This is a genomic window from Xanthomonas sp. PPL134, from assembly GCF_040595915.1.
In the GTDB taxonomy this organism is placed as follows: domain Bacteria; phylum Pseudomonadota; class Gammaproteobacteria; order Xanthomonadales; family Xanthomonadaceae; genus Xanthomonas_A; species Xanthomonas_A indica.
In genome coordinates, this window is record NZ_JAMDLL010000009.1 from 183,076 (window position 1) to 204,375 (window position 21,300).

Annotated in this window: 19 protein-coding genes; 8 read left to right on the forward strand and 11 right to left on the reverse strand. The window is 70.9% G+C overall.

The features are described from left to right. The first annotated feature begins 70 nt into the window (after window positions 1-70). Window positions 71-2,272: a TonB-dependent siderophore receptor gene (locus M3U25_RS16130; RefSeq protein WP_355501497.1), complete on the forward strand. Its 2,202-nt coding sequence runs from the start codon at window positions 71-73 to the stop codon at window positions 2,270-2,272. A 248-nt stretch (window positions 2,273-2,520) separates the two neighbouring features. On the opposite strand, the gene M3U25_RS16135 is transcribed toward M3U25_RS16130, so the two are convergent. From M3U25_RS16135 to M3U25_RS16155, 5 genes are all read right to left on the reverse strand, one after another. After that, window positions 2,521-3,549, reverse strand: a complete 1,029-nt coding sequence (locus M3U25_RS16135) for a patatin-like phospholipase family protein (RefSeq protein ID WP_355501494.1) — start codon at window positions 3,547-3,549, stop codon at window positions 2,521-2,523. Between the two features lie 194 nt (window positions 3,550-3,743). Further along, entirely contained in the window at window positions 3,744-4,757 is a 1,014-nt protein-coding gene (locus M3U25_RS16140; protein ID WP_355501491.1) for a TIGR00266 family protein, read from the reverse strand. Window positions 4,758-4,864: 107 nt separating this feature from the next. Next, window positions 4,865-5,689, reverse strand: coding sequence for a phosphatase PAP2 family protein (locus M3U25_RS16145; RefSeq protein ID WP_263392006.1), 825 nt, complete (start codon window positions 5,687-5,689; stop codon window positions 4,865-4,867). A gap of 199 nt (window positions 5,690-5,888) precedes the next feature. Beyond that, entirely contained in the window at window positions 5,889-6,671 is a 783-nt protein-coding gene (locus tag M3U25_RS16150; protein WP_355501487.1) for a rhomboid family intramembrane serine protease, read from the reverse strand. Between the two features lie 102 nt (window positions 6,672-6,773). Further along, window positions 6,774-7,727, reverse strand: a complete 954-nt coding sequence (locus M3U25_RS16155) for a TerC family protein (RefSeq protein WP_017913055.1) — start codon at window positions 7,725-7,727, stop codon at window positions 6,774-6,776. Between the two features lie 258 nt (window positions 7,728-7,985). Here M3U25_RS16155 and M3U25_RS16160 point away from each other — a divergent pair, with 258 nt between their 5' ends. The 5 genes from M3U25_RS16160 (at window position 7,986) to M3U25_RS16180 (ending at window position 12,506) form a co-directional block, all read left to right on the forward strand. Continuing rightward, on the forward strand, window positions 7,986-9,167 hold the full coding sequence (locus tag M3U25_RS16160) for a class I SAM-dependent rRNA methyltransferase (protein WP_355501483.1): 1,182 nt from the start codon (window positions 7,986-7,988) through the stop codon (window positions 9,165-9,167). Window positions 9,168-9,177: 10 nt separating this feature from the next. Further along, on the forward strand, window positions 9,178-9,861 hold the full coding sequence (locus M3U25_RS16165; RefSeq protein ID WP_355501480.1) for a YafY family protein: 684 nt from the start codon (window positions 9,178-9,180) through the stop codon (window positions 9,859-9,861). Window positions 9,862-9,920: 59 nt separating this feature from the next. After that, window positions 9,921-10,223, forward strand: a complete 303-nt coding sequence (locus M3U25_RS16170; protein WP_355501478.1) for an antibiotic biosynthesis monooxygenase family protein — start codon at window positions 9,921-9,923, stop codon at window positions 10,221-10,223. A gap of 122 nt (window positions 10,224-10,345) precedes the next feature. Further along, window positions 10,346-11,503 (forward strand): glycerate kinase, encoded by a 1,158-nt coding sequence (locus M3U25_RS16175; protein WP_355501475.1) that lies wholly within the window; start codon window positions 10,346-10,348, stop codon window positions 11,501-11,503. A gap of 601 nt (window positions 11,504-12,104) precedes the next feature. After that, the gene (locus tag M3U25_RS16180) at window positions 12,105-12,506 is read left to right on the forward strand and encodes a DUF2628 domain-containing protein (protein ID WP_355501472.1); all 402 of its coding nucleotides are present in this window, start codon (window positions 12,105-12,107) and stop codon (window positions 12,504-12,506) included. A 45-nt stretch (window positions 12,507-12,551) separates the two neighbouring features. On the opposite strand, the gene M3U25_RS16185 is transcribed toward M3U25_RS16180, so the two are convergent. The 6 genes from M3U25_RS16185 to M3U25_RS16210 all read right to left on the reverse strand — a co-directional run bounded on the left by M3U25_RS16185 (window position 12,552) and on the right by M3U25_RS16210 (window position 17,846). Next, window positions 12,552-13,280, reverse strand: a complete 729-nt coding sequence (locus M3U25_RS16185; protein ID WP_355501469.1) for a DUF6882 domain-containing protein — start codon at window positions 13,278-13,280, stop codon at window positions 12,552-12,554. Next, a complete protein-coding gene (locus tag M3U25_RS16190; protein WP_355501466.1) occupies window positions 13,277-14,722 on the reverse strand; it encodes an amino acid permease in 1,446 nt (481 codons plus the stop codon). The genes M3U25_RS16185 and M3U25_RS16190 overlap by 4 nt, the downstream gene beginning before the upstream one ends. Window positions 14,723-14,931: 209 nt before the next feature. Continuing rightward, window positions 14,932-15,552 (reverse strand): response regulator, encoded by a 621-nt coding sequence (locus M3U25_RS16195; protein WP_355501463.1) that lies wholly within the window; start codon window positions 15,550-15,552, stop codon window positions 14,932-14,934. After that, window positions 15,549-16,619, reverse strand: a complete 1,071-nt coding sequence (locus tag M3U25_RS16200; protein WP_355501460.1) for an ATP-binding protein — start codon at window positions 16,617-16,619, stop codon at window positions 15,549-15,551. The genes M3U25_RS16195 and M3U25_RS16200 overlap by 4 nt, the downstream gene beginning before the upstream one ends. A gap of 45 nt (window positions 16,620-16,664) precedes the next feature. Continuing rightward, entirely contained in the window at window positions 16,665-17,393 is a 729-nt protein-coding gene (locus tag M3U25_RS16205; RefSeq protein WP_355501457.1) for an MgtC/SapB family protein, read from the reverse strand. A 126-nt stretch (window positions 17,394-17,519) separates the two neighbouring features. Then, on the reverse strand, window positions 17,520-17,846 hold the full coding sequence (locus M3U25_RS16210) for a hypothetical protein (protein WP_242161592.1): 327 nt from the start codon (window positions 17,844-17,846) through the stop codon (window positions 17,520-17,522). Between the two features lie 381 nt (window positions 17,847-18,227). On the opposite strand from M3U25_RS16210, the gene rmuC reads away from it, so the two are divergent. Both rmuC and M3U25_RS16220 read left to right on the forward strand, forming a co-directional pair. Then, on the forward strand, window positions 18,228-19,817 hold the full coding sequence (gene rmuC, locus M3U25_RS16215; RefSeq protein ID WP_355501453.1) for a DNA recombination protein RmuC: 1,590 nt from the start codon (window positions 18,228-18,230) through the stop codon (window positions 19,815-19,817). A gap of 508 nt (window positions 19,818-20,325) precedes the next feature. Further along, the gene (locus M3U25_RS16220; RefSeq protein WP_355501450.1) at window positions 20,326-20,868 is read left to right on the forward strand and encodes a glutathione peroxidase; all 543 of its coding nucleotides are present in this window, start codon (window positions 20,326-20,328) and stop codon (window positions 20,866-20,868) included. Window positions 20,869-21,300: the final 432 nt, after the last annotated feature.

The window sequence follows — 21,300 nt, forward strand, 5'->3', positions numbered from 1 at the left end:
CTGCGCCTGTCCTTTCCTCCACCGCGGCGCGACCGGGTCGCCGCCGCGCCCCACCCCGCGAGATCGATCCATGCTTCCCTCCGCTCCACGCCGCCTGCTGTCCCTTGCCGTGCTGTCCGCGCTCTCCGCCGCCTCGGCACCGCTGTTCGCCGCCGAGGCCACAGCCGAGGCCGACGTGCAGCCGACCACGCTGGACAAGGTCGAAGTCAGCGGCAGCCCGTCGCGCGCGCAGCCGTCCACCACCACCCGCCTGCCGCTGACGCTGCAGGAGACGCCGCAATCGGTGAGCGTGCTGGGCCAGCAGCGGCTGGAAGAGGAATCGCTGTTCAGCATCAACGACGTGATGCGCAACGTCACCGGCGTCAACGTCTCCTTCTACGACACCCAGCGCCCGCTGTACTTCGCGCGCGGCTTCCAGATCACCGACTTCCAGGTCGACGGCCTGCCCACCTACAGCGGCTCCACCAATCAGGAATACGACATGGTCTTCTACGACCGCGTCGAGGTGATCCGCGGCGCCAACGGCCTGCTCAGCGGCGCCGGCATTCCCTCGGCCACGGTCAACCTGCTGCGCAAGCGCCCCGGCAAGACCTTCGATGCGTCCTTCGCGGCCTCGCTCGGCACGTGGGATTTCCGCCGCACCCAGGCCGACGTCACCGCGCCGCTGACCGCCGACGGCCGCTTCCGCAGCCGCTTCGTCGCCGCCTGGCAGGATCGCGGCTACTACTACGACCACTACACCGAGCAGAAGATGTCGGGCATGGCGGTGCTGGAAGGCGACCTGACCGACTCCACGACGGTCACCGTCGGCTACCAGCGCCAGGACAACGATCCGGTCGGCTCGACCTGGGGCACGGTGCCGTACTTCTTCGCCGACGGCGGCTTCGCCGACCTGCCCAGCTCCACCAACCTGGCGCCGAAGTGGGCGCGCTGGCAGCGCAACACCCACACCACCTTCGCGAACCTGGAACAGCGCTTCGGCGAGAACTGGCTGCTGAAGGTCAACCTGGCGCGCACCGAGGGCGAGGTCGACAACCTGCGCGTCTACGGCAGCGGCTATCCCAAGCGCGACGGCAGCGGCATCTACCTGCGCGCCGCCGCCGGGCAGACCACCGACACCCGCGACGGCCTGGACGTGTACCTGTCCGGCAGCTTCCCGCTGTTCGGCCGCGACCACGACCTGGTCCTCGGCGGCAGCTGGCAGGACCTGCAGTCGACCACGCCGACCCTGGCGCTGCGCTATCCGGGCGACTGGACCACCTGCGGCCGCGAGCGTTGCTACTACATCCCCAACGTCTACGACTGGCATGGCGACGTGGGCCAGATCACCGCCGCCCGTACCGGCGCGCGGCGCGAGGCGCGCACCACCCAGCGCGGCGTGTACGCCTCCACCCGGCTGCGCCTGGCCGAACCGCTGTCGCTGATCGCCGGCGCGCGCCTGAGTTCCTGGCAGACCCGCACCCAGGCCTTCGCCGCCGACGGCAGCTACACCGGCACCAGCGGCCGCTACCGGGTCAGCGACGAGGTCACCCCCTATGTCGGCCTGGTCTACGACATCACCCCGGCCGTCTCCACCTACGCCAGCTACACCGAGATCTTCAATCCGCAGAACTACAAGGACAAGGACAACAACCTGCTGGCGCCGGTGCAGGGCTCCAACCTGGAGGCGGGCGTCAAGGCGCAGTTGGCCGACGGCCGCGGGCTGCTCAGCGCAGCGGTATTCGAGGCCAAGCAGGACAACTACGCGGTGCGCGACATGACCCAGCCGGAAGCCTCGCTGCCCGACGGCAGCTCGGCCTACATCGGCGTCGACGGCACCAAGAGCCGCGGCTGGGAAGTGGAATACAACGGCGAACTGCGTCCGGGCTGGACGCTCAACGCCGGCTACACCCACGCCAAGGTCACCCGCGCGCCCACCGACGCGATCTACGCCAACCTGCCGGAGGACTATCTGCAGCTGTCCACCCAGGTGCGCCTGCCCGGCGCCTGGCAGCGCCTGAGCCTGGGCGGCGGCGTGAGCTGGCAGAGCGCGGTGCGCGGCTACAACATCCAGCGCCCGGTCGGCGACGGCAGTGCCGCCACGCGCCCGGTCACCGTGGTGCAGGACCCGTACGCGCTGGTGCATTTCAACGCCAACTACCAGCTCAGCACGCAGTGGACCGCGACCCTGGCGGTGACCAATGCGCTGAACAAGAAGTACTGGGCCAACCTGGACTACCAGAACTACGGCGAACCGCGCTTCGTGAGTTTCACGCTGCGCTGGCGGTACTGAGGCGCGGTGGGGTACCGGTGGGACTGCGCCGGGTAGGAACTGGCGCTGGCGGTCGGACCCTCACCCCCGGCCCCTCTCCCGGCGGGAGAGGGGAGCGGCAGGCGGAGGCGTTGCGCTGTCGGTTTCAGCCCGGGCTGGCGGTACTGACCTGCGGTGTGGTGCGGGTGGGACTGCGCTTAGTAGGAAGCGGCCCTGGCGGTCGGACCCTCACCCCCGGCCCCTCTCCCGGGGGAGAGGGGAGGCACGCCTCAGTCCTTCGGCTTGCAGGGATCGTCGCGGCGCAGCAGGCGGCCCAGCCGCGACGGCGGTTCGCACGGCGGCGGCGCCGGTTGCGCGGCCTTTGCCGCCGCGGCTGCGGCCGCCGCACGCTGCTGCTGCAGTTGCGCCAGCTTGGCCTTGATCTGCGGCATCGCCGCCAGCGCGGCCTTCTCGCCTTCCAGGATCGTGGCGTTGCGCTGGGCGAAGTCGGCTGCGCCGATGTCGTTGACCTTAGGCCGGATCACGATGTCGGCGCGGCCCAGTTCCTGCTGGCCCAGGCGCTGGCCCATGATCGCGATCGACTGGTTGACGGTGCCGAGCATGCTGCCCGGGTTCTTGCCGCTGGCCTTGCTGGAGATGTCCACGGCGATGACGAAGTCGGCGCCGAGCTGGCGCGCCGCGTCCACCGGCACCGGGCTGACCACGCCGCCGTCCACGTAATGGAACTTGCCGATGGTGACCGGTTCGAACACGCCGGGGATGCTGCTGGACGCGCGCACCGCCTGGCCGGCATTGCCGCGCACGAACACGGTGCGCTCGCCGTCTTCCAGCCGCGTGGCGACCGCGGCGAACGGCTTGGCCAGCTTCTCGATCGGCTTGCCCTTGAGCTGCGCGTTGACGTAGTCCTGCAGCGCCTGGCCCTGCACCAGGCCGCCGGAGAACAGGCGCATGTCGCGGATGCTGCTCTCGTCCAGCGCCACCGCCGCCTGCTGCATCTGGAACGCGTCCATGCCGCTGGCGTACAGTGCGCCGACCACGCTGCCGGCGCTGGTGCCGGACACCACCGTCGGCTCCAGGCCGTTGGCCTGCAGCATCTTGATCACGCCGATGTGGGCGAAGCCCTTGGCCGCGCCGCCGCCCAGGGCGATGCCGATGCGCAGCGGCTTGGCCGCCGGCGTCGGGGCCGGTCCGTTCACCACCGGCGCCGGCGGCGCCGGCTTGGGTTCGCCGCCGCAGGCGGCAAGCAGGCCGAACAGGGACAGGGACAGCAACAGGCGCGGGGAACGGAACACGGTCATGGAAGCGTCGCGGAAAGGAGGAAGGAGCCGGCGCGAGCATAGCCGCATCCTCCTGCACCGCCCACGACCGGAGGTCATGCTGGGTGGTCCGGGCGCTTCAGTGCAAGCGCGCAGGCTTGGGTCTGCGAGGCGCTGCGCGCCCGCACCCTCACCCCAACCCCTCTCCCGGGGGGAGAGGGGCTGAGCACGCCGTCTTAGAACCTGTTGTCGCCGTCCAGGATGCGGCCGAAGTCGCCCAGCACCGAGCCTTCGCCGCGGTTCTGCCCGCCGCCCTGCGGCGCGGCGGCGAGCATGCGTCCGGCCAGGCGCGAGAACGGCAGCGACTGCAGCCAGACCTTGCCGGGGCCGGTGAGGGTGGCCAGGAACATGCCTTCGCCGCCGAAGAACATGCTCTTGATGCCGCTGACCGGGCGCACGTCCATGTCCACCGAGGAATGGAAGGCGACCACGCAGCCGGTGTCCACGTCCAGGCGCTCGCCGGCGGCCAGTTCGCGCTCGACCACACAGCCGCCGGCGTGCACGAACACCCAGCCGTCGCCCTCGAGCTTCTGCATGATGAACCCTTCGCCGCCGAACAGGCCGGTCATGACCTTGCGCTGGAAGTGGATGCCCAGCGAGACCCCGCGCGCGCCGGCCAGGAAGCTGTCCTTCTGGCAGATCAGGCGGCCGCCGTGCTGGTCCAGTTTCATCGCCAGCACCGTGCCGGGGTAGGGCGCGGCGAAGGCGACCTTGGCCTTGCCATGGCCCTGGTGGGTGAACACCGTGGTGAACAGGCTCTCGCCGGTGACCAGGCGCTTGCCGGCCGACAGCAGCTTGCCCATCAGCCCACCGTGTTCGGCGCCGGAGCCGTCGCCGAACACGGTGTCCATCCGCACCGCCGCGTCCTTGAACATCAGCGCGCCGGCCTCGGCCACCGCGCTCTCGCCCGGGTCCAGCTCGATCTCCACGAACTGCATCTCGTGGCCGACGATGCGGTAGTCGATCTGGTCGGCACGGCTGGCGGTGGTGGGCAGCGGCGGCGGGCCCGGCGGGAGGAAGGACGCGCCGCCCTGCAGGGCGGGAATCTGCGCCACCGGCAGCCAGCCGTTCTGGCCCTGGCTCCAGGCCAGCGCCGTGGGATTGTTGCGGGCGAAGACGAACGCGTCGGCATCGTCGAACGGGCCGGAGCGGGTTTGTTCGCTGCCGGTCAGGAAATACCACTGGGTCATCGGTGCGGGTCCTTGGCGGGAAGTCGCGGCGAGTCTAGCCTGCCGTCGGGGACCGTTCGCATCTGCCCAAAGGCAGGGTGACCCGTGCAGCGTTCCGCACGCCGTCCCTACAGCGCGCTGGCCGGACGGACCTGCAGGACGCCGGCTTCGGCGGCGCAGTCGCCGGCGGGCATGCGCCCGGCCGCGCGCGCGGCGGCGATCTCGCCGCGGGCCGCGGCCAGGTCGGCGCGGAAGGCCGGGTCGTCGTGCAGCCGCGCCACCGTGGCCGCGCCCAGGAAGCGGCCGGCGAGCACGTCGCTCTGCCAGTGCACGTTGCACACCAGCCGGCTCTCGGCGTAGTTGCGGCCGCGCGCGATCAGCGCATCGGCGCGCTCGGGCGCGATCTCGCTCAGGGTCAGCGCCCAGGCCCAGCCGATGGCGCTATGCCCCGACGGATACGAGCCGCTCTGGCGCAGGTCGTCGAGATCGCCCGGGGTACACACCGCCTGCTGGTTGCGCAGGAACGGCCGCGCGCGCTGGTACTGGCGCTTGGCCGCCTTGGTGGCGGCGCTGGCGTCGATGCGGCTGCGCTCCAGCAGGGCGTACAGGTGCGGGGTGTGCTGCGCGTCGATCGCCACGCCCAGCGCGCAGGCGAACTGGCCGGCGCCGTTGGGGAAGCTCAGATCGGCATCGCGCGCGGCCTGCTGCCAGCGCGCGCTGCCGCGCAGGGCCAGCGCCTCGCGGTTGACCGCCAGGTCCAAGGCCTCGCCCGGCGAGCCGGCCGCCGGGGGCGCCGGCAGCAACTGCAGACTGTCCGGCACCGCTGTGGCCGGCAGATAGCCCACGGCCTTGGCCGGCGCCGGTGCGCGCACCGCCGGGCCGCTGCAGGCGGCCAGGGCAAGCGCCAGCACGGCGGCGGCGGTGCGGAAACGGCAGGTGGGCGACACGGACATGCGAACTCGGACAGCGACGACGGATCGGTCAGTGTACGGCGCAGCGCAGGGACAGGTCGCCCGTGGCGACCTGCCGCGGGCAGCCCGGCTGCTGTAGGAGCGGCTTCAGCCGCGACGGGCGTTCCTGGGAAAAGGCGTCGCGGCTGAAGCCGCTCCTACGGATGCCGACGGGCGGATGGCCGGCATGGCCTTGCCCACCTCAGCCGCCGTCACGCTCCTCGCGCGGCGGGAAGCGCAGCACCACCCCGCGCGGCGCCTGCGGCGGCTGCCACAGCACCGGCACCTGACTTGGCGGTGGCGGTTCCAGTTCGTCGTCGGCGGCGAGCAGATCGTCGGTGTCCTCCTCGTCCTCCCAGCTGTAGCGCTTGCGCGGCGGCAGCGGATCGCGATGGCGCAGCAGCAGCGCCGCGACCACGCCGCCCACGGCGCCGCCCAGGTGCGACTGCCAGGACACCCCGTCCTGGTGCGGCAGCACCGTCACCAGCATGCCGCCGTAGAACAGGAAGGCGATCATGCTGGCGGCGATCGCGGCGCGGTCGCGGCGCAGCAAGGCCAGCGCGAATACCAGGAACAGCAGGCCGTGGGCGACGCCGCTGGCGCCCAGGTGATGGCTGCCGGGATCGCCCAGCCACCAAGCGCCCAGGCCCGAACCCAGCCACAGCAACGGCAGCCCGGCCAGGGTGGCGCGCGGATACACGCTGCCGGCCAGGGTGCCGAGGATCAGCAGGGCGCCGGCGTTGGCCCCCAGGTGCTCCGGCGAGCCGTGCAGCAGCGGCGCGGTGAGCACGCCGAGCAGGCCGGCAGCCGTGTGCGGCGCCACTGCCCAGGGCCGCCAGTCGAACAGGCCCTGGCTGGCGAACACCGCCACCAGCAGCGCCACGAAGGCCAGGCTGGCATTGAAGGCACGCAGGATCCGCGCGCGGTCGAAGCGGCCCTGCGCATCGGGCTCGGGCGTGGGCGAGGGGAGCGAGGAGGTGTCCATGCTCCCTGGATGGCGGCGCCCCGCCACCAAGGCAAGGCGCCGCCGATGGGAGGGACTGGCCGCGGCCGCGGGACAATCCGCGGCCGCGGCGCAGGCGCCGGGTCAGTGCGCCGGCTTGGCCGGGCGCAGCAGGCTCAGCACCACGGTGGCGCCGATCACCACCGCCACCGCCAGCAGCGACACCAGCACCGGGATCTTGTACAGGTCGATGATCAGCATCTTGGTGCCGATGAACACCAGCACGATCGCCAGGCCGTAGGGCAGCAGGTGGAAGCGGTCGGCCATGCCCGCCAGCAGGAAGAACATCGCGCGCAGGCCCAGCACCGCGAACACGTTGGAGGTCAGCACGATGAACGGGTCGGTGGTGATCGCGAAGATCGCCGGGATGCTGTCCACCGCGAAGATCACGTCGGTGATCGCGATCAGCATCAGCACCGCGAACAGCGGGGTGAACCAGCGCTTGCCCTCCTGAGTCACGCTCAGCGCGTTGCCGTGGTACTGCGGGGTCAGGCGCAGATGCTTGCGCATGAAGCGCAGCACCGGGTTGGCTTCCAGGTCGGGCTCCTTGCCCGCCGAGAACCACATCTTGATGCCGGTCAACAGCAGGAACGCGCCGAACACGTACAGCAGCCAGTGGAACTTGGTCAGCAGCACCGAGCCGGCGAAGATCATCACCGCGCGCAGCACGATCGCGCCGAGCACGCCGATCACCAGCACGCGCTGGCGCTGCTCCTCCGGCACCGCGAAGTAGCTCATGATCATCAGGAACACGAAGATGTTGTCGACCGCCAGCGACTTCTCGACCAGGTAGCCGGTCAAGAACTCCAGGCCCAGGCGGTTGCCGGTGGCCACGTCGATGGTCTCGCGCAGGTACCACCATAGGCCGGCGTTGAACGCCAGCGCCAGCGCGATCCAGCCGATGCTCCACCACAGCGCTTCCTTGAAGGTGACCTTGTGCGGACCGCCGTGGCGCATCAGCACCAGGTCCGCCAGCAGCGCCACGACCACCACGATCGCGAAACCGCTCCACAACCACACGTTGCCTATCGTTTCCATTGGGAATTTTCCGTCAGTGAACAGGGAACCTCGGGGCCGCGGCGGCGGAGGCGTTCAGGACGGAGACGACGGATGTCGTCCAGAGGGTGCCTTCGCCACTGCGGCGAAGGTCTCGCTCGCAGCCGATGGACCGGCTGCCGTTGCACCGGAGCCCGCGGGCTCGAATTGACGGCGACAACGTCGGGAGCTACTCCCCTTCTGCGCGCATTCTTGCGGCTGCCGGCGGTGCCGTCAATCGGGGCGGCTACAATGGCGTTCATGAATAGTCCCCTGCCCGTTGTCCGCCTCAAGAACGCCTGGCGCTCCAGCCATCCTTGGATCTTCCAGAAACTGGTCGAAAAACCCGCCGCCAAGCCCAAGCCGGGTGCGCTGGTGGACGTGGTCGGGGTGGACGGCGCGTGGGTCGGCCGCGGCTTCTACAACGGCCACTCGCGCATCGCCGTGCGCATCCTCGAGACCAACCCCGACATCGCCGTCGACGAGCACTGGTTCGCGCGCAAGATCGCCGAGGCAGTGTCGCTGCGCCGTGACGTGCTCAAGCTGGATGCGGTCAGCGACGCCTGGCGCGTGGTGCACGCCGAGGGCGACGGCCTGTCCGGGCTGGTGGTGGACCGCTACGGCGACCTGCTGGTGGTGGAGTTCTTCAGCGCCGGCATGTTCCGCCACCGCGAGTGGATCTACGCCGCGCTGCGCGCGCAGTTCCCCGGCGCGCGCTTCTACAGCTTCGCCGAGGAGCACGTGCAGAAGCAGGAGAGCTTCGACTACCGGCCGGTGTCCAGCAGCGGCGAGCGCCCGGAGCCGGCGATCATCAGCGAATACGGCGTGCGCTTCCGCGCCGACCCGGCCGGCGCGCACAAGACCGGCTTCTTCGCCGACCAGCGCGAGAACCGCCAATGGCTGAGCCAGCAGGTGGAAGGCAAGCGCGTGCTCGACCTGTGCTGCAACACCGGCGGCTTTGCGGTCTACGCCAAGGTGCGCGGCGCCACCGAGGTGGTCGGCGTGGACATCGACGAGGACGTGATCGAGATCGCCAAGGGCAACGCCCGCCTCAACGACGTGCGGCCCAAGTTCGTGCAGGCCGACATCTTCCCGTACCTGCGCGATGCCGCCGCCCGCGGCGACCAGTACGACGTGGTGATCCTGGACCCGGCCAAGATGACCCGCGACCGCGACCAGGTGATCCCGGCGCTGAAGAAGTACCTGGACATGAACAAGCTGGCGCTGGGCGTGGTCGCCCCGGGCGGCCTGTTCGCCACCTTCTCCTGCACCGGCCTGGTCGCCGAGCACGAGTTCCTGGACATGCTGCGCCGCGCCGCCTACTTCTCCGGCCGCACCATCCAGATCCTGAAGGTGGCCGGTGCCGGCGCCGACCACCCGTTCATGGCCCACGTGCAGGAATCGCGCTACCTCAAGGCGGTGTTCTGCCGCGTGGTGGACTAGCGCGCCGCGCATGCGCAAGGCCGAGCGGCTGTTCCAGCTGGTCAACCTGATCCGGGTGCGCCAGCCGGTGACGGCCGCCGTGCTCGCCGCCGAGTTGGGCCTGTCGGTCCGCAGCATCTACCGCTACCTCGACGATCTCTCGCTCGGCGGCATTCCGGTCTACGGCGAGGCCGGCATCGGCTATCGGCTGGACCCGGCGTTCGCCCTGCCGCCGCTGGCGCTGTCGGGCGAGGAAGTCGAGGCCTTGCAACTGGCGGTGGAGATGCTCGCCTGCAGCGGGGGCGGCCAGCTGCAGCCGGCCGCGCGGAGCCTGCTGCACAAGCTGCAGGCGGCCTTGCCGATGCCGGCGGCGGTGCCGCGGGTGGCACGCGCACTGCGCGCCGTGCCGGTGGCGTTGCCATGCTGGCAGGCGCTGCACGCCGCTACCGCGCAGCGCCGGAGCGTGCGGCTGCGTTATCGCAGCCTGCAGGGCGAGACCAGCGAGCGCGCGGTGCTGCCGCTGGGGCTGTTCCACTGGGGACAGCACTGGACGCTGGGCAGCTGGTGCGGGCTGCGCGCCGCGTATCGCGATTTCCGCCTGGATCGGATCGAGGCGGTACAGCCCTGCGCGCCGCCATTGCCGGTACCGGCACACGTGGCGCTGGACGCGTACCTGCAGCACCAGCGCGCGGCCTGGGCGCAGCGCGGGCACTGACACCCCGGTGTCAGCAGGGTGTCCGCAGACTGCCGGCTCCTTCACTGCGGAATGCCTGCATGTCCCACTCCAATTGCTTCCTCGAACTCGCCGTGTTCACCGTCAAGCCCGACGCCCGCGAGCGCATGCCGGCGCTGCGCCAGCAACTGCGCGCTGCGCTTGCCGATTTTCCCGGCCTGCTCGATTACCGCGCGTATGCGCCGTTGGACGGTGACGACCAGTTCGTCGACATCGCGCACTGGCGCGACCTGGCCAGCGCACAGGCGGCGGCCGATGCCTTCGCCAGCGGTGATGCCCGCTTTGCTCCCTATGCCGCGGCCATCGCCGACCTGCAGGTGATGCGGCACCTGGCGCCAGCCTGAGACGGCGAAGTAGGTCGTCACGCCGGTCGCGACTATGATCGCCCCATGTTGCTTTCGAACGCGCGCATGAAGCGGCCCGCCTCGCCCCGCGCGGAGGCGCGGTCGCCCGCTGCGTCCCACGCATGAAGATCGTCATTGCCCCGGACGCGTTCAAGGAAAGCCTGTCCGCGGCGCAGGCGGCCGCGCAGATCGCGGCGGGCTTTCGCAGCGTGTTCCCGGAGGCGGAGTATGTGTTGCTGCCGTTCGCCGACGGCGGCGAGGGCACGGTAGACGCGCTGGTCGCCGGCGGCGGTGGGCGCCGGGTCGCCTGCACTGTGACCGGGCCGCTGGGCGCGCCTGTGGCAGCGGAATTCGGCCTGAGCGAGGACGGCGGCACCGCCCTGATCGAGATGGCCGCGGCCAGCGGGCTGATGCTGGTGCCGCCGCCGCGGCGCGATCCACGCCTGACCGGCACCCGCGGCGTCGGCGAACTGATCCTGGCCGCCCTGGACGCCGGCGCGCGCCGGCTGCTGATCGGCATCGGCGGCAGCGCCAGCAACGATGGCGGCGCCGGCATGGCGCAGGCGCTGGGCGTGCGCCTGCTGGACGCGCACGGCCGCGACCTGGCTGCCGGCGGCGCCGCGCTGGGCACACTGGCGCGCATCGCACTGGACGGACTGGACCCGCGGCTGCGCGACTGCACGATCGAGGTCGCCTGCGACGTCGACAACCCGCTGACCGGGCCGACCGGCGCCTCGGCGGTGTTCGGGCCGCAGAAGGGCGCCACGCCGGCGATGGTCGCCCAGCTCGACGCGGGGTTGCAGCACTATGCCGAGGCCATCGAACGCACCCTGGGCGTGGCGGTGGCGCAGCTGCCCGGCGCCGGCGCGGGTGGCGGCATTGGCGCGGCCCTGGTCGCCTTCCTCGGTGCGCGCCTGCGGCCGGGTGTGGAGATCGTCGCGCAAGCGTTGGGGCTGGAAGCGCACCTGGCCGGCGCCGATCTGCTGGTCACCGGCGAGGGCCGCCTGGACGGGCAAAGCGCGCAGGGCAAGGTGCCGGTTGGCCTCGCCCGCATCGCCCGGCGCCATGGCGTGCCGGTGCTGGCCATCGCCGGTGGCCTGGGCGATGGAGCGTCGGCTCTGCATGCGCAGGGAATCGACGCGCTGTTCGGCGCGGTGCAGCGGGTGTCCACGCGCGAAGCCGCGCTGGCCGACGCCGCGGACGCCCTGCGCCAGGCAGCCCGCAACGTAGCCGTGGCGATCGCACTGGGCCAGCGCCTGGGCGGCTCCCGGGCGCAATAGCCGCCTGCGACGCCGGTTCGGCTTGGCGGCGCACTGCAAGCCGCAGCGTTGGTCGCGATACGTCAGCCTCTGTGCGAGGGACTTCAGTCGCGACGCGATGACCGGCGGTTGCCGCAGAGCCCCGCGAGCCCGTCGCCCCGCGCGTCGCGGCTGAAGCCGCTCCCACAGGTGGGTATTCGCCAGCGGATGCGCCACGCGCAGGCAAGCCTTGTGGGAGGGACTTCAGTCCCGACGCGATGACCGGTGGTTGCCGCAGACACCGCGAGTCCGCTGCCCCGCGCGTCGCGGCTGAAGCCGCTCCCACAGGTGGATATTCGCCAGCGGATGCGTCACGTGCAGGCAAGCCATGTGGGAGGGACTTCAGTCCCGACCCGGTAACCGCTGACTGACCGCAATGCGGCGGGGAGAGACCCGTCGCGGGGCCAGGCGCAGCGTCAGCCCCAGCCCCGCCGCTCCCAATCCCCAATCCCCAGGCCCCAATCCCAGCGCTAGCGCTAGCGCTAGCGCACCGCACCAGGTTGGTGCATCAGCCCGCGCCCATTTGGCGCGCTCTGTCCTGTTCAGGTAAACTGAAAACGTTTACAACACGGATGCTCACGCCATGGAAACCCCGAATCTCCCGCAACACGCCCCGCTCAGCCCCAAGTGGCAGTTCCGCTTCGACTTCTTCGACCGTCACGGCGCGCCCTCCACGCCCCAGTACAAGGCGGCATTCAAGGCGCTGCCGTTCATGGACCGGTTGAAGATCAACATGAACTTCTTCGCCCTGTTCTTCGGCTTCATCTACTTCTTCATCCTCGGCATGTGGCGCAAGGCGCTGGGGCTGATCGGCATCTCGCTGGCGGTGGGCATCGTCGCGGCATTCCTGCCCGAGGTGGTCGGCCGCTGCCTGGGCATCGCCTACTCGCTGCTGGTCGGCATGGCCGCCAACTACGCCTACTACCTGCACCTGCGCAAGGGCAGCGTCAGCTGGAACCCGTTCGAAGGCGTGCGTTGGTGGTAATGGCGCGGTACGGCGGCGCGCAGGTGCCACGCGCCGCCGCCGTCTTCAACGCTTGCGTTTCCAGAACTGCCAGGCCAGTGCCTGCTTCGGCGTGACCGCCGCGGCGGCCGGTGCCGAGGCCAGTTGGCCTTGTGTGCGGACCAGCCGCTCCTGTGCATCGAACTCCAGGACGATGCGGGCGTTGCCCCGCGTCGCCACGGTCTGCGCGGCGGCGCACTGCAGCGCATAGCCCTGGTCCGTCAGGAAGCCTTCGCTCATGGCGCGGTGGTCGAGTGCGAACTGCATCGGCAGTTCCCCGAGCAGGCGCAGCACGCGGGCGTCGTCGCACGGTGCGAAGACCGCGGCCGGCACGTCGTCTAACAGGAAGAACAGCGCGCCGCCGTCGTACGGCGCGCGGTAGTAGCAGCGCCCGCGCAGCGCGCCGGCGAGCAGGGCGATGTGGTGGCCGCCGTCCTCGCCCAGCGCCGAGGACGGCGCGGCCAGTTCGGCGATGCCCTCGCGCTCGCCGTGCGCGCGCAACGCGGTCGCGTCGGCCAGCAGGGCCGGCGGAAGCTGGCTGGCGGTGTTGGCCCAGGCCCACAACCAGCTGGCGCTGGCCTCGGCGGCAGTGCCCAGCAACTGCATCGGAAACGACAGATCCTCGCCGAAACGCACCCGGCCTTCGCCCAGGTCCACGTGCCAGCCACGTTCGGCCAGCACGTCGGCCAGGGCCAGCTGGCGCGCGTAGGCGCTGCCGACGTGCCGTGCCAGCGCTGCCCGGAAGTGCGGACTCATCGCGGCGTCTGCGGCGCGCGCTGCAGCAGGCTGTTGCGGCGGCCGTACAGCAGGTAGGCGACCACGCCCAGCACGTTCCACAGCCCGAACCAGAGTTGCGTGGTATGCGGCAGGCTCCAGAACAGGTACAGGCAGCCGCCGATCGCCAGCGGCCCTACCAGCCCGGCCAGCGGCGTGCGGAAGGTGCGGGCGCGGCCGGGTTCGCGGCGGCGCAGGACCAGCATGCAGGCGGCCACCGCGATGAACGCGGCCAGGGTGCCGGCATTGGCCAGCGCGGCGATCTCGTCCAGCCGCGCCACGCCGGCCAGCGCCGCCACCAGCACCGCGGTGAACAGGGTGGTGGCCACCGGCGTGCCGGTGCGTGCGTTGACCTTGGACAGCCCGCGCGGCAGCAGGCCGTCGCGCGACATCACGAAGAAGATCCGGCTCTGCCCGTACAGGAACGCCAGCAGCACGGTCGGCAGCGCGATCACCGCGACCACGCCGATCGCCGCCGCCGCCTTGCCGTGGCCGAGTTCGCGCAGGATCAGCGCCAGCGGCTCGGCGCTGGCGCCGAACACGTCGTAGCGCATCGCGCCGACCGCGGCCAGCGCCACCAGGATGTAGATCAGGGTGCAGCCGATCATCGAGCCGACGATGCCGATCGCCAGGTCGCGCTTGGGGTTCTTGGTTTCCTCGGCGGCGGTGGAAATCGCATCGAAGCCGTAGAAGGCGAAGAAGATGATCGCCGCCGCGGCCATCACCCCGTGCGCCACGCCGTCGGCGCCGACCGTCTTGGGGAAGCCGTAGGGCATGAACGGGTGCAGGTTGGCGCTCTGGAACGCCGGCAGCGCCACCGCCACGAAGATGCCCAGGGCGATCAGCTTCAGCACCACCAGCACCGCGTTGAGGGTGGCGCTCTCCTTGGTGCCGGCCATCAGCAGGCCAGCCACGGCGAAGGTGATCAGCACCGCCGGCAGGTTGACGATGCCGCCGGCATGCGGCCCGGCGGTCAGCGCCGCCGGCAGATTCAGATCCATGCCGCTTTGCGCGCTGGCCCAGTGCAGGAAGCCGACGAAGTAGCCGGACCAGCCCACCGCCACCGTGCTGACCACCAGCGAGTACTCCAGGATCAGGCTCCAGCCCACCACCCAGGCGATCGCCTCGCCGAGCGCGACGTAGCTGTAGGTATAGGCGCTACCGGCGGCCGGCATCATCGTCGCCATCTCCGCGTAGGCCAGCGCGGCGCAGGCGCAGATCGCCCCGGCCACCGCGAACGACACCAGCACCGCAGGCCCGGCCAACTGCGCGCCGACCCCGATCAAGGTGTAGATGCCGGTGCCGACGATCGCGCCGATGCCCAGCGCCACCAGATGCGGCCAGCTCAGCGAGGGCACCAGCCGGCGGCCGGCCTCGTGGACGGTGACCAGGTCGAGCGACTTGCGCCGGAACAGGAACGACATGCGGGCCTCGGGTGCGGAAGTGACAAGCCCGGCAGTGTCGCCGAATGCGGTGCAGCAAAGCTACGCCTGTGGCGCGGTATGGCACGGCGCTTGTGCGGCTCGATGCGAAGCGCACATCCGGCCCTATCGCGCGGAGACCGCTCCTACCGAATACCGGTGTGTCAGGACGTGTTCCGCCGCGCCCGGCAACTGTCGGCTCCCGCAACCGACTACCGCCCCAGCCGTTCCGCCAGCCGCACCAGCTCCGCCAGCGAGCCGACCTCCAGCTTGCGCATCGCATTGCCGCGGCGCACCTTCACCGTGATCTCGCTGAGCTGCAGTCGTGCCGCCACCTGCTTGTTCAGCAGGCCCTGCACCACCAGCTCCACCACCTCGCGTTCGCCGGCGCTGAGCCGCGCCCAGCGCGCCTGCAGTTCGGCCTGGGCCGCATCGGCGGCGCGGCGTGCGCGGTCGCGGGCGATGCCCTGGCCGATCGCGTCGAGCAGGTCCTGGTCGCGGAACGGCTTGGTCAGGAACTCGATGGCGCCGTTCTTCATCGCCTCCACGCTCATCGGGATGTCGCCGTGGCCGGTGATGAAGATGGTCGGCAACGCCAGCCCGGCCTCGTGCATGTTGCGGTGGAAGTCCATGCCGCTCTGCCCGGGCATGCGGATGTCCAGCACCAGGCAGCTCGGCGCGTCGGCGCGCGCATGCGCCAGGAAGTCGCGGGTGGAGGCGAAGGCGTGCACTTGCAGGTCCACCGAGGCGAACAGGTCTTCCAGCGCGGCGCGGATCGAGGCGTCGTCGTCGATCAGGTACACCACCGGGCGTGCGGTCGCGTCGGCATTCATGGCGTGGCTCCGCTGGCGATGGGCAGGCAGACGCAGAACACCGCGCCGCGCGGCCGCCCGGGTTCGGCCCAGATGCGCCCGCCGCCGGCCTCGACGATGCTGCGGCTGATGCTCAGGCCGATGCCGATGCCGCCCTGCTTGGTGGTCCAGAACGCATCGAACAGGTGCGCCTGCGCCTGCGCGGACAGGCCTTCGCCGCTGTCGGCCACGCTGAGCCGCACCGAGCGCGCGTCCTCGCGCACGGTGGCGATGCGCAGCGTGCGCTGCGCCGCCGGCGTGGCCGCCATCGCCTCGATCGCGTTGAGCAGCAGGTTGCCGATCACCTGCTGGATCTGCACCGGGTCGGCCGACACCGGCGGCAGCAGCGCCGACAGGTCGGTGTGCACGTTGACCGCGCTGCGTTCCAGTTCGCCCTGCGACAGCGCCAGCACTTCGTTCACCGCGGCATTGAGGTCGAAGGCGCGCTGCTGCGGCGCCTCGCCGCGGGTCAGGCTGCGTACCCGCGCGATCACCTCGCCGGCGCGCTCGGCGTCAGCGAGGATGCGCGCCAGCGCCGCGCGCGCCTTGTCCAGGTTTGGCGGCTGCTGGTCGAGCCAGCGCTGGCAGGCGTTGCCGCTGGTGACGATGGCCGCCAGCGGCTGGTTGACCTCGTGCGCGATCGACGCGGTCAGGCTGCCCAGGCTGCGCACCCGCGCCAGCCGCAGCAACTGCGCCTGCGCCGCGTGCGCGGCGGCCTTGGCGCGCTCCATGCGCACCGCGATCGAGGCGGTGACCGCCACCACCACGATGCTGATCGCCGAGTTGATCACGCCGACCCGGTAGGCACCGGCATGGGTCAGATGGAAGCTGAGCACGACCAGCACCACGCAGATCCCGGCCAGCACGCCCAGCCCGGCCGGGGCCAGCAGCCGCACGGCGCCGAGGATCGCCACCGTGTAGAACAACGCCGCCGCCACCGCGTAGTCGGTGACCGTGTCGGCGACGAAGATCGCGCCCAGCGCCAGGCCCAGCGCGGCCAGGCCGAGCAGGCGGCGGTGCGGCGGCAGTGGCTTGAACCAGGCGATCATCGGCGGGGCGGCGTGCGGGAGGAAAGGGGGACGGACATGGCTGGCTCAGCCTTCCGTGCCGGCGTTCCAGAACGCCTGTTGTACACCTGGTTCGCCTTCCAGGCGCTGCACCACCGCATCCAGTTCCTGGGCGCGCACCGCGGTGGCGTACAGGGTGGCGGCGATCTCCACGTCCTGGTGCCCGAACGGATGCTGCTCGACTTCGCGCGCCGGGTAGTGCGCTTCCTCCAGCAGATCGATCAGCCGTTCGCGCACCTCGCCATGCACCTCGCGCGCGCAGATCGCATAGAACATGTAGGTGGCTTCCAGCGAGGATTCCTTCAGCGGATGCCGGTTGATGCGGTTCACCATCGGCCGTAGCAGGGTATTGCTGAGCAGCACGAACATGGCCGCCAGCACCGCCTCGGCGACCAGTCCGGCACCGGCGCAGGCGCCGACCGCGCCCGATCCCCACAGCGTGGCCGCGGTGTTGAGCCCGGTGACGTTGGCGCCTTCCTTCATGATCGCGCCGGCGCCGAGGAAGCCGATCCCGGAGACCACGTAGGCCACCACCTGCACCGCGCCCTGGGTGCCGCCGTGGATCTCGAACAGGCGGTCGCCGAGCGAGACGAAGATCGCCGCGCCGACCGCGACCAGGGTGTTGGTGCGCAGCCCGGCGGTGCGCTGGCGCACCTGGCGCTCGAAGCCGATGATCGCGCCGAGCACGAAGGCGGCGGTAAGGCTCACCAGGGTGTCGAGCAGCGAGCCGAGATTGAACAGGCGCAGGGCTTCCATCAGGGCGCGTTCCAGTGGGCGAGGGGAGCGATCATGGCGGCTCCGGGAAAGGGAATGAGCGGATGCAGGGGCGCATGATGCCGGGGCGAGATGGCAGTCGACACCGCGGCGGCAGGCGCGCGGGTGTCAGTGCACCCCGGGCCACCAGGCCAGGGCGGCATGCAGCCAGTGCGCCGCCGGGGCACTCACCCCGGCGGCGTGCAGGCGCCGCTGCGCCGCATGCGGCAGCCGCGCGCGGACCCGGATGCGGTCGGCGACGGGCAGCAGCGACAGCGCATCGGCCATCACCCGCGGCGATTGCGCGGACAGCGCCAGGGCGAAGGCGCGGGCGCCATGGGCGGCGAGCAGATGGCGCAGCGCCTCGGTGCGGCGCATGGCGACCGCGGCACGCAGCGCGCGCTGCAGGCAGCGCTGCAGACGGACATGGCGGGAAAACAGCGAGAACACGAACATGACGACCTCCTTGCGGCGCGTGGCCGGCAAGGACGTCGCGGCGTGGGCGGCGGGCGTCTTCCGGCTCAGCGCCAGGCAGCGACCAGGCGGGGGGAATGGCAGTGGCATGCGGCGCTGACGCCGCGTCGATGCGGATCGGGGTCCATGCGCGCCTCCGGGGTCAGGGGAACGGATCGCGCGATGCGCGATGGCCGGGCGCGGCGTGCTGCCGCGGCGTCGCCCGCTGGCCGGGCCAGGAGCGGATGGCGCAAAGCTTGGCACGCGGCCCATGCCCGTACCAGCCTGCATGAGGCCATGGCGGCGATACCAAGGTATATCCGCGCTCCTCCGCCTGCCGGCGCGTGGCGCAGCGATTGAGACGCGGCCGGCTACACTGACCGCATGCAGAACGATGTCCATTTCCTGATCCTCGCCGGCCTGTTGTGTGCCGTCATCGCCCTGTTGCTGGCCGTGTTGCTGCGGCGGGGCAACCACACCGCGCTGGAGGCGGCCCTGCGCGAGGAGCAGCGCAGCGGCCGCGGCGAACTGCGCGAGCAGCTCGACAGCCTGGCCCGCCAGCAGGACGCGCGCAGCGAAGGCTTCGCCCGCCACCTGGCCGACCTGTCCACCCGCACCGATCAGCGCCTGGACCTGCTGCGCGAAGCGCTGACCGAGGACGCGCGGCGCGGCCGGGTCGAGGCCGGCGCCGCGCAGCAGCGCATGGCCGAGCTGCTGAGCCAGCGCCTGGTCGAGATCCGCGGCCAGCTCGATGCCTTCGGCCAGCAGCAGGACGCGCGCATGGCGCAGTTCGGTCAGCAGCAGGCCGAACTGGTCGCGCGCATCGACGCGCAACTGGGTGCGCTGCGCGAGGCCTTGCTCGAGGACGCGCGCAAGGGCCGCCAGGAAGGCGCGGACGCGCAGCAGCGCTTTGCCGACACGCTCGGCCAGCGCCTGGGTGACCTGGTCCAGCGCAACGAGCAGCGGATGGGCGAGATGCGCAGCACCCTGGAGGAGCGGCTGAAGGAACTGCAGGCCGACAACGCGGCCAAGCTCGAGCAGATGCGCGGCACCGTCGACGAAAAGCTGCAGACCACCCTCAACACGCGCCTGGACGCCTCCTTCAAGCTGGTCTCCGAACGGCTCGAGCAGGTCCAGCGCGGCCTGGGCGAGATGCAGCAGCTGGCCACCGGCGTCGGCGACCTCAAGCGCGTGCTGAGCAACGTCAAGAACCGCGGCGGCTGGGGCGAGGTGCAGCTGGAGAACATCCTCGAGCAGACCCTGACCCAGGAACAGTACGCGCGCGGCGTGCGGGTGCGCCCGGAGCGCAACGAGATGGTCGATTTCGCCGTGCGGCTGCCCGGCCGCGGCCACGAGGACACGCCGGTGTGGCTGCCGATCGACGCCAAGTTCCCGCGCGAGGACTACGAGCGCCTGCTCGACGCGCAGGAGCAGGGCGACCCGGAGCTGGTGCAGGCGACGGGGGCACAGCTGGAGCGCGCGATCCGGGTGCAGGCCAAGTCGATCGGCGACAAGTACATCGCCCCGCCGCACACCACCGACTTCGCGGTGATGTTCCTGCCCACCGAGGGCCTGTACGCCGAGACCCTGCGCCGTCCCGGCCTGGCCGACCTGCTGCAGCGCGAGCACCGCATCGTCGTCGCCGGGCCGACCACCATCACCGCCCTGCTCAACAGCCTGCAGATGGGCTTCCGCACCCTCGCCATCGAGAAGCGCTCCAGCGAGGTGTGGGGCGTGCTGGCCGCGGTCAAGAGCGAGTTCGGCAAGTTCGCCGGCATCCTGGAAAAGGCCGAGAAGCAGATCAGCACCGTCGGCAAGAGCCTGGGCGAGGCCAGCCGCAAGACCCGCACCATCGAACGCCGCCTGCGCGGGGTCGAGACCCTGGCCGATGCGCAGGCCGCGCCGCTGCTGGAACTGTCGCTGCCGCTGGACGAGGCGGAGGCGGACGAGCCCGCGGGCGACGACGGGCAGTGAGAGCCGCGCGCTGAGCGGCGGGAGCCGGGATTGGAGACGGTGTGGCGGTTGCGTCGGCGCGAAATGGCGTGCCACGGACAGGCGCCATGTTGGATGCAGCCTTGCGACCTGGATGGGCTGGCGCGGCCGCTTCGTGTGGGCATGCTGTGCCGATAGCCAGGCAGGCGGGTGGCCTTGTCTCACATGGGGTGTCGATGCGATTCGATACCGCATCTTCGCGGCCGTCTCCATGCAGCTGGCCTGCCAGCCGATGCGGGGTGCTTCCGATAACGAGAGGCGCACGTGTAGCGGCGCCTCGTTGCCTTTCGGGATAGCCGCGAGCAGGCTTTGCCGGCAGGGCCGTCGCGGCTCAAGCCGCTCCTACGGGACCGCACGATTCGCGGCAAAGCAGGGTGTTAATGCGCCCATAAAGGGGAGCTGTCGGTGCGCTGAGTCACGCGGTCACGCCACTGCGCACGCCGCGCCGGCAGCGACTATGCTGGCGCTCCCTTTCCACCGAGGCACGCCCATGTCCCAGCCGCTGCAGACCCTTCCGCTGACCCGCATCGACGGCGAGCCGACCACCCTCGCCGCGTTCGAGGGCAAGGTGCTGTTGATCGTCAACGTCGCCTCCAAGTGCGGCCTCACCGCGCAGTACGCGGGCCTGGAAGCGCTGTACCGCGAGAAGCAGGCCGCCGGACTGGAAGTGCTCGGTTTCCCGGCCAACGATTTCAAGGGCCAGGAGCCGGGCAGCGAGGCCGAGATCCAGCAGTTCTGCCAGCTCACCTACGACGTGACTTTCCCGATGTTCGCCAAGATCGCGGTCACCGGCGAGGCCACGCATCCGCTGTACCGCGCGCTGATCGCCGCGCAGCCGCAGACCGAGGGCGAGGGCCCGATGCGCGAGAAGCTGGCCGGCTACGGCATCGAGCCGAATCCGGCGCCGGGGGTGCTGTGGAATTTCGAGAAGTTCCTGGTTGGCCGCGACGGCAAGGTCCACGGGCGTTTCGCCCCGGACGTCACCGCCGAAGATCCGCGCCTGCGCGCGGCGATCGACGCGGCGCTGGGGTAACGGCGCGCTGCGCTCTAGGCCATCAGTCGGTGCTTGTACGAGCTGAAGGTGCTGTTTTGGCTATCAGGTTGCTGGTGATCTAGCGAAGAGGTTGTGGACGCGCTTTTGGTTTCCAGCGTGTCGTTTTCAAGTGTGGCTTCCGATGACGGCTGTCGTGACGGGAGAAGTTCTGCCCAACGCTTGCAGCACCGTGGTGGCTATCGTCGTTGCCGTTGCCGTTGCCGTTGCCGTTGTTTTGGCTGTTGGCTTGGCTGTTGCTGTGCTTTTGCTTTTGCTTTGGCTGTTGCCTTTGCCTTACCGGGTTCCCTTCCGAAGCGGCGGCCAGCCCGGGGAAAAACCCGGAGGGCGGCGTACATGGATGTACGCCGTCCGCGGCAGGGGCAGGATGCCCCTTCCGCGGATCCCCGGGCTGGACGCGGACCCGGAGCGCGC

What these genes read in the sequence shown, in the direction of transcription:
- M3U25_RS16130 (WP_355501497.1), top strand. Translation starts at nt 71, where the DNA reads ATGCTTCCCTCCGCTCCACGCCGCCTGCTGTCCCTTGCCGTGCTGTCC.
- M3U25_RS16135 (WP_355501494.1), bottom strand. Translation starts at nt 3,549, where the DNA reads ATGACCGTGTTCCGTTCCCCGCGCCTGTTGCTGTCCCTGTCCCTGTTC.
- M3U25_RS16140 (WP_355501491.1), bottom strand. Translation starts at nt 4,757, where the DNA reads ATGACCCAGTGGTATTTCCTGACCGGCAGCGAACAAACCCGCTCCGGC.
- M3U25_RS16145 (WP_263392006.1), bottom strand. Translation starts at nt 5,689, where the DNA reads ATGTCCGTGTCGCCCACCTGCCGTTTCCGCACCGCCGCCGCCGTGCTG.
- M3U25_RS16150 (WP_355501487.1), bottom strand. Translation starts at nt 6,671, where the DNA reads ATGGACACCTCCTCGCTCCCCTCGCCCACGCCCGAGCCCGATGCGCAG.
- M3U25_RS16155 (WP_017913055.1), bottom strand. Translation starts at nt 7,727, where the DNA reads ATGGAAACGATAGGCAACGTGTGGTTGTGGAGCGGTTTCGCGATCGTG.
- M3U25_RS16160 (WP_355501483.1), top strand. Translation starts at nt 7,986, where the DNA reads ATGAATAGTCCCCTGCCCGTTGTCCGCCTCAAGAACGCCTGGCGCTCC.
- M3U25_RS16165 (WP_355501480.1), top strand. Translation starts at nt 9,178, where the DNA reads ATGCGCAAGGCCGAGCGGCTGTTCCAGCTGGTCAACCTGATCCGGGTG.
- M3U25_RS16170 (WP_355501478.1), top strand. Translation starts at nt 9,921, where the DNA reads ATGTCCCACTCCAATTGCTTCCTCGAACTCGCCGTGTTCACCGTCAAG.
- M3U25_RS16175 (WP_355501475.1), top strand. Translation starts at nt 10,346, where the DNA reads ATGAAGATCGTCATTGCCCCGGACGCGTTCAAGGAAAGCCTGTCCGCG.
- M3U25_RS16180 (WP_355501472.1), top strand. Translation starts at nt 12,105, where the DNA reads ATGGAAACCCCGAATCTCCCGCAACACGCCCCGCTCAGCCCCAAGTGG.
- M3U25_RS16185 (WP_355501469.1), bottom strand. Translation starts at nt 13,280, where the DNA reads ATGAGTCCGCACTTCCGGGCAGCGCTGGCACGGCACGTCGGCAGCGCC.
- M3U25_RS16190 (WP_355501466.1), bottom strand. Translation starts at nt 14,722, where the DNA reads ATGTCGTTCCTGTTCCGGCGCAAGTCGCTCGACCTGGTCACCGTCCAC.
- M3U25_RS16195 (WP_355501463.1), bottom strand. Translation starts at nt 15,552, where the DNA reads ATGAATGCCGACGCGACCGCACGCCCGGTGGTGTACCTGATCGACGAC.
- M3U25_RS16200 (WP_355501460.1), bottom strand. Translation starts at nt 16,619, where the DNA reads ATGATCGCCTGGTTCAAGCCACTGCCGCCGCACCGCCGCCTGCTCGGC.
- M3U25_RS16205 (WP_355501457.1), bottom strand. Translation starts at nt 17,393, where the DNA reads ATGGAAGCCCTGCGCCTGTTCAATCTCGGCTCGCTGCTCGACACCCTG.
- M3U25_RS16210 (WP_242161592.1), bottom strand. Translation starts at nt 17,846, where the DNA reads ATGTTCGTGTTCTCGCTGTTTTCCCGCCATGTCCGTCTGCAGCGCTGC.
- rmuC (WP_355501453.1), top strand. Translation starts at nt 18,228, where the DNA reads ATGCAGAACGATGTCCATTTCCTGATCCTCGCCGGCCTGTTGTGTGCC.
- M3U25_RS16220 (WP_355501450.1), top strand. Translation starts at nt 20,326, where the DNA reads ATGTCCCAGCCGCTGCAGACCCTTCCGCTGACCCGCATCGACGGCGAG.